Raw genomic sequence first — 7,608 nt, 5'->3', positions numbered from 1 at the left:
TAGCGAGAGGGAAACGCCCGGTCACATTCCGAACCCGGAAGCTAAGCCTCTCAGCGCCGATGGTACTGCAAGGGGGACCTTGTGGGAGAGTAGGACGCCGCCGGACTCACCTTTGCAACACCAGGTAACCCCTGACCAGTCATGGTCAGGGGTTTCCTGCGTTTCCGGGGCGATCCACAGGAGTTCGATCGACTGCGGTGCACGAGGGCACGCCGGTAGGATCGGGGGGTCATGACTGCGCCATTCACCACCGCCACCGGCTCCGACGTCCGAGTCCGCTTCTGCCCGAGTCCGACGGGGACCCCGCACGTGGGCCTCATCCGGACCGCGCTCTTCAACTGGGCGTACGCACGCCACACCGGCGGCAAGCTCGTCTTCCGCATCGAGGACACCGATGCTGCGCGCGACAGCGAGGAGTCGTACCAGCAGATCCTCGACGCGCTGCGGTGGCTCCGGCTCGACTGGGACGAGGGCGTCGAGGTCGGCGGCCCGCACGGGCCGTACCGCCAGTCGGAGCGGTCGGACGTCTACGACGAGGTCATCGGGAAGCTCAAGGCCGCCGGGCACGTGTACGAGTCCTACGTCACGCCGGATGAGATGGAGGCGCGCAACCGCGCCGCGGGCCGCGACCCGAAGCAGGGCTACGACAACCACGAGCGCGACCTGACCGAGGCCGAGCGGCAGGCGTTCCGCGACGAGGGTCGCGAGCCGGCGCTGCGCCTCCGCGTGCCGGATCGCGACCTGAGCTTCGACGACCTCGTGCGCGGCGAGATCACGTTCAAGCAGGGGACGTTCCCGGACTTCGTCGTCGTCCGCCCGAACGCTAAGCCGCTCTACACGTTCACCAACCCGGTGGACGACGCCCTGATGGGCATCACGCACGTGCTGCGCGGCGAGGACCTCCTGTCGTCGACCCCGCGCCAGATCGCCCTGTACGAGGCGCTCGTCGAGGTCGGCATCACCGAGTTCGTCCCGCTCTTCGGACACCTGCCCTACGTGATGGGCGAGGGCAACAAGAAGCTGTCCAAGCGCGACCCGGAGTCGAACCTCTTCCACCACCGCGCTGCCGGCATGGTGCCCGAGGGCCTCCTGAACTACCTCGCGCTGCTCGGGTGGTCGATCGGCCCGGACCGCGACGTCTTCTCGTCCGACGAGATGGTCGCGGCGTTCGACGTCGTCGACGTCAACCCGAACCCGGCCCGCTTCGACCACAAGAAGGCCGAGTCGATCAACGGCGACCACATCCGCCTGCTGCCGTCGGACGAGTTCCGTGCGCGCCTGGTGCCCTACCTGGCCGACCACCTGTCCGACCCGGTGACGGCGGAGCAGGAGCGCGTGCTCACCGCGGCCGCTCCGCTCGTGCAGGAGCGCATGCAGCTCCTCGGGGAGGCTCCGGGCATGCTCGGCTTCCTCTTCACCGCGGACGACGCGCTCGTGGTCGAGGACGACGCCCTGGCGACCCTCAAGGCCGATGCGGGCGACGTCCTCCGTGCGGGCGTCACGGCGCTCGACGGGGTCACCGACTGGACGACCGCGTCCATCGAGGCGGCCCTGCGCGAGGCGCTCATCGACGGCATGGGACTCAAGCCCCGGGTGGCGTTCGGGCCGCTCCGCGTCGCCGTCTCCGGCCGACGCGTGAGCCCGCCGCTCTTCGAGTCGATGGAGATCCTCGGCAAGGACTCCACGCTGACGCGCCTGCGCCGGCTCGCGGACCGCTGACGTCGCCGTGGTGACCGCTGCGGGGGAGCACGACGCGGACGGCCCCCTGGTCGTCGACGTCGCCGTGATCGGCGCCGGTCCGGCCGGGCTGAGCGCTGCGCTCAACCTGGTCCGGGCACGGCGGACGGTGCTGCTCGTGGACGCCAACCGTCCGCGGAACGCCGCGACCCTGCGGTCGCACGGGTTCCTCACGCGGGACGGCATCTCCCCGCTCGAGCTGCGGAAGCTCGGGCGGGAGGAGATCGAGGCCTACCCCGAGGCGACGGTCGTGCAGTCGGTGGTCGACCGGGTGGCCCCCGACGGTGACGGCTGGGCCGTGCACGGGACCCACCGCGGGGCGGAGCTCCACGCCCGTGCGCGCGCCGTCGTGGTGGCGACCGGGCTCCGGGAGGAGTTCCCCGCGCTGCCGTCCCTGCGGGCCTTCTACGGCACGTCCGTGCACAGCTGCGTCGAGTGCGACGGGTACGAGCACGGCGGCGCGTCGCTGGCGTTCCTCTGCGAGACGGCGGACGTGGTCGACCGAGCGCTGCTCGTCGCGTCGTGGACCGACGACCTGGTGGTCTACACGAACGGCGTTGCGACCCTCGACGAGCGAGGACGGGCACGCCTGGCGGCCGTCGGCGTCCTGGTCGACGAGCGGCCCGTCGCCGACCTCGAGGGGGACCGGACGGGCCTGACGGGGGTCCGCCTCGCCGACGGCGACGTGCGGGCGCACACGGGCGCGTTCGTCCGCCCGCTGTGGCACGCGGACCTCGACTGGGTCGACGCGCCGCTGGACCGCGACGCCGACGGGCTCGTCCGCGTCGACCGGCTCGGTCGGACCGGCGTCCCGGGTCTGTACGCGGTGGGCGACGTGACCCCGCCGGGGCCGGAGCAGCTCGTCGTGGCGGCCGGTCACGGAGCGTCCACGGCGGCTGCGGTGCACCGCGACCTCGTCGGTGGTCTCGAGGACCTCCGGGATGCTGTACAGTAGTTGATCGTGCCCCGGACAACGGGGAACACGAGGCCGACAGGCCTTTGGGGTATGGTGTAATTGGCAACACAGCGGTTTCTGGTACCGTCGTTCTTGGTTCGAGTCCAGGTACCCCAGCTCGAGAAAGGCCCCCGGGAGATCCCGGGGGCCTTTCGCGTTCCTCGACACGTGGATGTCCGTCGCTGGACGGTGGACACGCCCGACCGCCGTTCGAGGCGGAGATCCGGACGGTCAGTTCGCCTGGCGGTACGCCACGACCCAGTCGACGAGCACGTGTCCCGCGGAGTCGGCCGGCACACGACGGTCGTCGACCGTGGTCTCCGCCTGCAGTGTCACACGCATCGGCGTCGAGGGCACGGCGCCGGTCGTGCTCGCCACGAGTTCCCCGTCCCACCAGAAGCGCACCGCCTCCGCCGTCCACTCCATCGTGGCGACGTGCCAGTCCTCCTGGCCCCCGGGGATCGTGGGGGCGTCCTCGGGCAGGAACGTCATCTTGCCCGTCGAGTGGTCGAGGCTGCCCGGCACGGCCGAGACCGGGCGCACGTCACCGCCGAGGTCGCCCTCGGGCCAGTCGATCTCGCCCTCGTCCCAGTTGCCGGAGAGCGGCCAGAGGAGCATCACGAACTTGTAGCCGGGCACGTCGTCGGCGCGGTAGCGGATGGACACGCGCTGGTGCGTGTACGACCGGTACCCGGCCGGCAGGACCGTCGCGACGAGCGGTTGACCACCCTCGGAGCGCAGGTGCAGGTCGAGGACGGAGTCGTGCACGGAGACGACCTCGTCCGGGTGGTACAGCCCCTTGCCGGAGGTGTCGCGGATGCCGGTGTACTGCGCCATCGCCGGGTAGACCGAGAGGAGCTGCCCGTGCGCGGCGTCACGGTCGAAGTCCTGTGCCAGGTACGGTACCCAGCGGACGCCGTCCTCCTCGAGCGCGCCGGTCGGCATGCGCTCGGCCTCGGCCTGGTCGGCACGACGGGCGCTCGTCGGCAGCACGACGGCCACCGTCCCGGTCAGCGCCGCGGCGCCGACGAGCCCGGCGACGACGGCGCCGCGCCGCAGCACGGAGCGTCGGGTGTGCAGCCGGTGGCGCGCACCGGGTTCATGCTGCACGGGTGACCTCGTAGATGCGGACGCCGTCGCGGTCGTACCGGAGGGTGCCGTCGGCGGCGACGGACCGCTCGAGCGCGTCGACCTCCGCGCCGGTGAGGACGCCGCGCCGCACGACGTCTGTGCGCTCGGTGTCCGAGAACACGACCCAGTCGTCCCCGCCGTGGGACCGTCCGGCGATCGCGTCGTCGAGGTCGGCCGGCGTCATCGCGCCGTGGTACCACGGCATCATGTCGCTCAGGGACAGCACCTGCCCCCAGCGCTCGAGGTAGGCGGGGTAGTCGGCACCGATGATCGCGGGGAACCCGCCGACCGTGGTGAGCGTGTCGTCCGCCGCGAACCGGCCGTCGAGCCAGCGTGCGGCGGTGACCTCGCTCGCGGGCGTCTGGTTCGCCTGCTCCGCCTGGAACGTCGTCCCGACGAAGAGCAGGGCCGTGACGGTGACCAGCGCTCCGGTCGCGGCGAGGCGGAGTCGTCGTCCGTGCAGGGCGTGGACGGCCGCGATCGCGAGGAAGGGCGCGGAGAAGAGCACGACACGGAACTTCCCCTCGCCGCCGTAGCTCTGACCGAGGACGAGGACGACGGGGCAGGCCGCGAGCCAGAGGACGAGCAGGGCGCGCTGCGCGTGACCGGCCCGCACCGAGCGGACCAGGCCGACCAGCGCGACGACCGCGACGAGCGCGGTGAGCGCCAGGACCCCGCGGCTCTGCAGGGTGGTCGCGAGCGACGGGATCGCGATCGACGTCGAGGCGGCGGTGACGTTGCTGACCGGGTCGAAGCCGGTCGTCAGCCCGAACTTCTCCTGCACGTAGTCGAGGTTCGGGAGCAGGTAGAGCAGCGGGGCGGCACCGACCGGCAGCGCGATCCACCAGGGGCGCACGACACCGACGAGGACGAGGGGCACGAGCGCGGCCACGAGCACGAACGGCGTGAGCTGGTGCGACGCGGTGATGACGGCCTGCAGCAGGACGACGAGCACGACGGCGGTGACGGTCGCGGTGCGTGGTGCCGGTGCGACCGCCGGCACGACGGGCGCACGACGGGCCCGCAGCACCCGGGAGACCCCGCCGACCAGACCTCGGCCGAGGGCGTTCGGCGCCCGGCGGAGGGTGGTCAGGACGACGAGCACGGCCGCCAGGAAGAGCGCGAACGCGAGGGCCTGCGGCGAGTAGTAGTCCTGCCCGACCCAGTTCGCCGCGCTGAAGAGCACCGCGGCGGTGACGGCCCAGCGGCCACGCAGGCCGAGTGCCCGAGCGATGCCGAACACGAGGGCGCCGTCGAGCAGGGCGAAGGCGACCTCGACGTACCGCACCGGGTCCGACGGGTCGGCGGTGCCGGTCGCGGCGCCGAGGAAGGCGCTCATCGAGAAGAAGCCCGGCCACCGGTTGTAGATGTCGATCGTCGGGTCGACCGACCCGTGCTGCTGGATGTAGGCGGTGACCGCGATGTGCTTGAAGACCCACGGCGGTCGGGGTTCGGCGGCCACGAGGTTCGCGGTGCCGTAGGCGACGACGACGAGCACGGCCGCCGACACGCCCCGCAGCGCCGCGGGGAAGCGCCGGTCGACCAGGGCGGTGACCGTCACGGCGAGGACCGCCCCGGCTCCGAGCCACCACGTCGGGGCGACGGCGGGGAGCAGGCCCCACTCGCCGAGGGCGGTCGCGTCCGTCTGTGCGGTGCCGACGGCCCACAGCGCCGTGCCGGTCACGAGCACGCCGCCGCCGACCACGAGTCGGACGAGCGTGCCCTCGTGCCGGGCGGCCCAGGCGGCGCGGACCGCTCCGGCGAGCGTGGCGCGCTGGCCCGCGCGGACGGTGACCACACCGTGCGCCAGGGCCGCCCAGCCGCTCACGACGAGGACGAGCCCCGCCGCCGGCACCGGGGTCCACCGGTCGGCCCACACCATGACGAGCGCGACGACGGCGTCGACGGCCGCGCTCGTGGCGACGACGAGGGCGGCACGCCCGACCGGCTCGGTCAGGCGCAACGGGCGCACGAGGGCGAGCCCCGGGACGACGAGGAGCGCGGCGAGGACGACACCCGTCCGCACCGGTCCCGTCGCACCCGTCACGAGGAGCGCGGTCGCGAGGAACGCGAGGGCCGCGGCGGCGAGGGACGGTACGGGGGAGCGGGGGACCACCCGGGCAGGCCGGAGCACGACCCGGTCCGGGGTCGTGGTCGCGGTCACGGAGCGACCACCGGGGTCGTACGACGCATCGGGCGTTCCTTCGTGTCGGGCGGCGTCCCGGGGTGGGGCGCGGGGCCGCCGGCGGGCCGGCGGAGCGGTCGGGCACGCGCCGACGGCGAGTCCGGCCGAGGCGGCGTGTCATGGCACGGTACCCACGGCCGCCGCCGCCCCACGAGGTCCGTCCGGGCACTGTGCGGGTGCCCTGCGGCATTGCGGGATCACGCACGGCCGAGGCACTCCGGGCGAGGGGAACCGCACGCTCCGGGGACCGGCGTTGACGGGCGTCCGAGCCTCCGGGGACCGTGGTCGCATGACCTCCACCGCGTCACGACCGTCGTCGTCCCGTCTCGTGCTCGAGCGCCCGATGACGAGCCCCGAGCCGCCGACCTGGTCCGGTGCCGTGTGGGTCGGCGCCGTCGACGTGCACGCGGTGCCCACCGACGACGCCCCGGTCCCGCTCACGGACGCCGCCGGTCACCGCACCGCACGGCTGCTCGTGCGCGAGGGCGCCTCGCCGCGCGGCTTCGTCGACCTGCCCGTCACCGACGGTGCCGTCGACGCCGCCGCCCTCCGTGCCGCGGTCGCCGCACTCCCGGCCGCCGAGCACCCGCCGGTCCCGGTCCACCTGCCCCGCACGAGCGTCGTCCTGTGCACCCGCGACCGTGCCGACCAGCTCGCCGCGGCGCTGCGGTCGGTGCTCGCCGTCGACCACCCCGACCTCGAGGTCGTCGTCGTCGACAACGCCCCGTCGGACGACGCCACCCGGCGCCTCGTGACCGCACCCGGCACGGACCCGCGTGTCCGGTACGTGCTCGAACCCGTCCCCGGACTCTCGAGCGCGCGGAACGCCGGGGTCCGCGCGGCCCGCGGCGAGGTCGTCGCCTTCACCGACGACGACGTCGTCGTGGACCCCGGCTGGCTCCGCGCCCTCGCCTCCGGGTTCGCCCGCGGCGAGGACGTCGTCTGCGTCAGCGGCCTGGTCGCCAGCGGCGAGCTCCGGACGCCGGCGCAGCGGTGGTTCGACGAGCGGGTGACGTGGTCGCGCAACCTGACGCCGCGGGTCTTCCGGCTCTCGGCACCCCCGGCGGACCGACCGCTCTTCCCGTTCTCGGTCGGCGACTACGGCACCGGTGCGAACTTCGCCGTGCGGCGGGACGCCGTCCTCGCCCTCGGCGGGTTCGACGAGGCGCTCGGGGTCGGCACGGTCACCGGCGGCGGCGAGGACATCGACATGTTCGCCCGCGTCGTGCTCGACGGCTCGGCACTCGTCGTCGAGCCGTCCGCCCTCGTCTGGCACCGGCACCGCGCGGACCTCGCCGCGCTCCGCACCCAGGCCGTCGGCTACGGCACCGGGCTCGGTGCGTGGCTGACGAAGACCGCGCTCCGTCCGCGCACGCTCGGGATGGCCCTGGTCCGCGCCCCGCGCGCGCTCCGGCACCTGCTCGGTGGTCCCGTCGCGCCCGTCGCCGAGCCCGGCGGGGTCCCGGCCGCCGCACCCGCCGCCGGCGACGACGCCTTCGACCGCGAGGTCGCGGCGGTGCGGGGCACCGAGCTGCGCGCCGTCCTCCGCGGGGTCGCCCGGTACGCCCGCTCACGTCGCGTCGTGCGCGCGCGTGCCGCC

5 protein-coding genes, 1 tRNA gene and 1 rRNA gene are annotated in these 7,608 nt (G+C 73.9%); 5 read left to right on the top strand and 2 right to left on the bottom strand.

The features are described from left to right. The 4 genes from rrf to H7A69_RS16850 form a co-directional block, all read left to right on the top strand. Nucleotides 1–106 (top strand): 5S ribosomal RNA (gene rrf, locus H7A69_RS16865); the annotation flags it as partial. Nucleotides 107–231: 125 nt separating this feature from the next. Continuing rightward, nucleotides 232–1,719, top strand: a complete 1,488-nt coding sequence (gene gltX, locus H7A69_RS16860) for a glutamate--tRNA ligase (protein WP_182048100.1) — start codon at nucleotides 232–234, stop codon at nucleotides 1,717–1,719. A 10-nt stretch (nucleotides 1,720–1,729) separates the two neighbouring features. After that, entirely contained in the window at nucleotides 1,730–2,692 is a 963-nt protein-coding gene (locus tag H7A69_RS16855) for an NAD(P)/FAD-dependent oxidoreductase (RefSeq protein WP_182048099.1), read from the top strand. Between the two features lie 45 nt (nucleotides 2,693–2,737). Beyond that, a tRNA-Gln gene (locus H7A69_RS16850) sits at nucleotides 2,738–2,809 on the top strand. 114 nt (nucleotides 2,810–2,923) lie between these two features. Here H7A69_RS16850 and H7A69_RS16845 read toward each other — a convergent pair. Both H7A69_RS16845 and H7A69_RS16840 read right to left on the bottom strand, forming a co-directional pair. Next, nucleotides 2,924–3,802, bottom strand: coding sequence for a glycoside hydrolase family 16 protein (locus H7A69_RS16845; RefSeq protein WP_182048098.1), 879 nt, complete (start codon nucleotides 3,800–3,802; stop codon nucleotides 2,924–2,926). Continuing rightward, entirely contained in the window at nucleotides 3,792–5,987 is a 2,196-nt protein-coding gene (locus H7A69_RS16840; protein WP_182048097.1) for a hypothetical protein, read from the bottom strand. Before H7A69_RS16840 ends, H7A69_RS16845 begins: the two co-directional genes overlap by 11 nt. 310 nt (nucleotides 5,988–6,297) lie before the next feature. Between H7A69_RS16840 and H7A69_RS16835 the strand changes: the two genes are divergently transcribed. Continuing rightward, on the top strand, nucleotides 6,298–7,608 hold a 1,311-nt coding region (locus H7A69_RS16835), incomplete at its 3' end, for a glycosyltransferase (protein WP_220456281.1).

Source organism: Curtobacterium sp. ME26 (genome assembly GCF_903970945.1).
GTDB classification, from domain to species: Bacteria; Actinomycetota; Actinomycetes; order Actinomycetales; family Microbacteriaceae; genus Curtobacterium; species Curtobacterium citri.
This window is presented reverse-complemented; position numbering and strand designations above follow the sequence as displayed.

Coding starts and splice junctions, on each gene's coding strand:
- gltX (WP_182048100.1), top strand. CDS start 232: ATGACTGCGCCATTCACCACCGCCACCGGCTCCGACGTCCGAGTCCGC.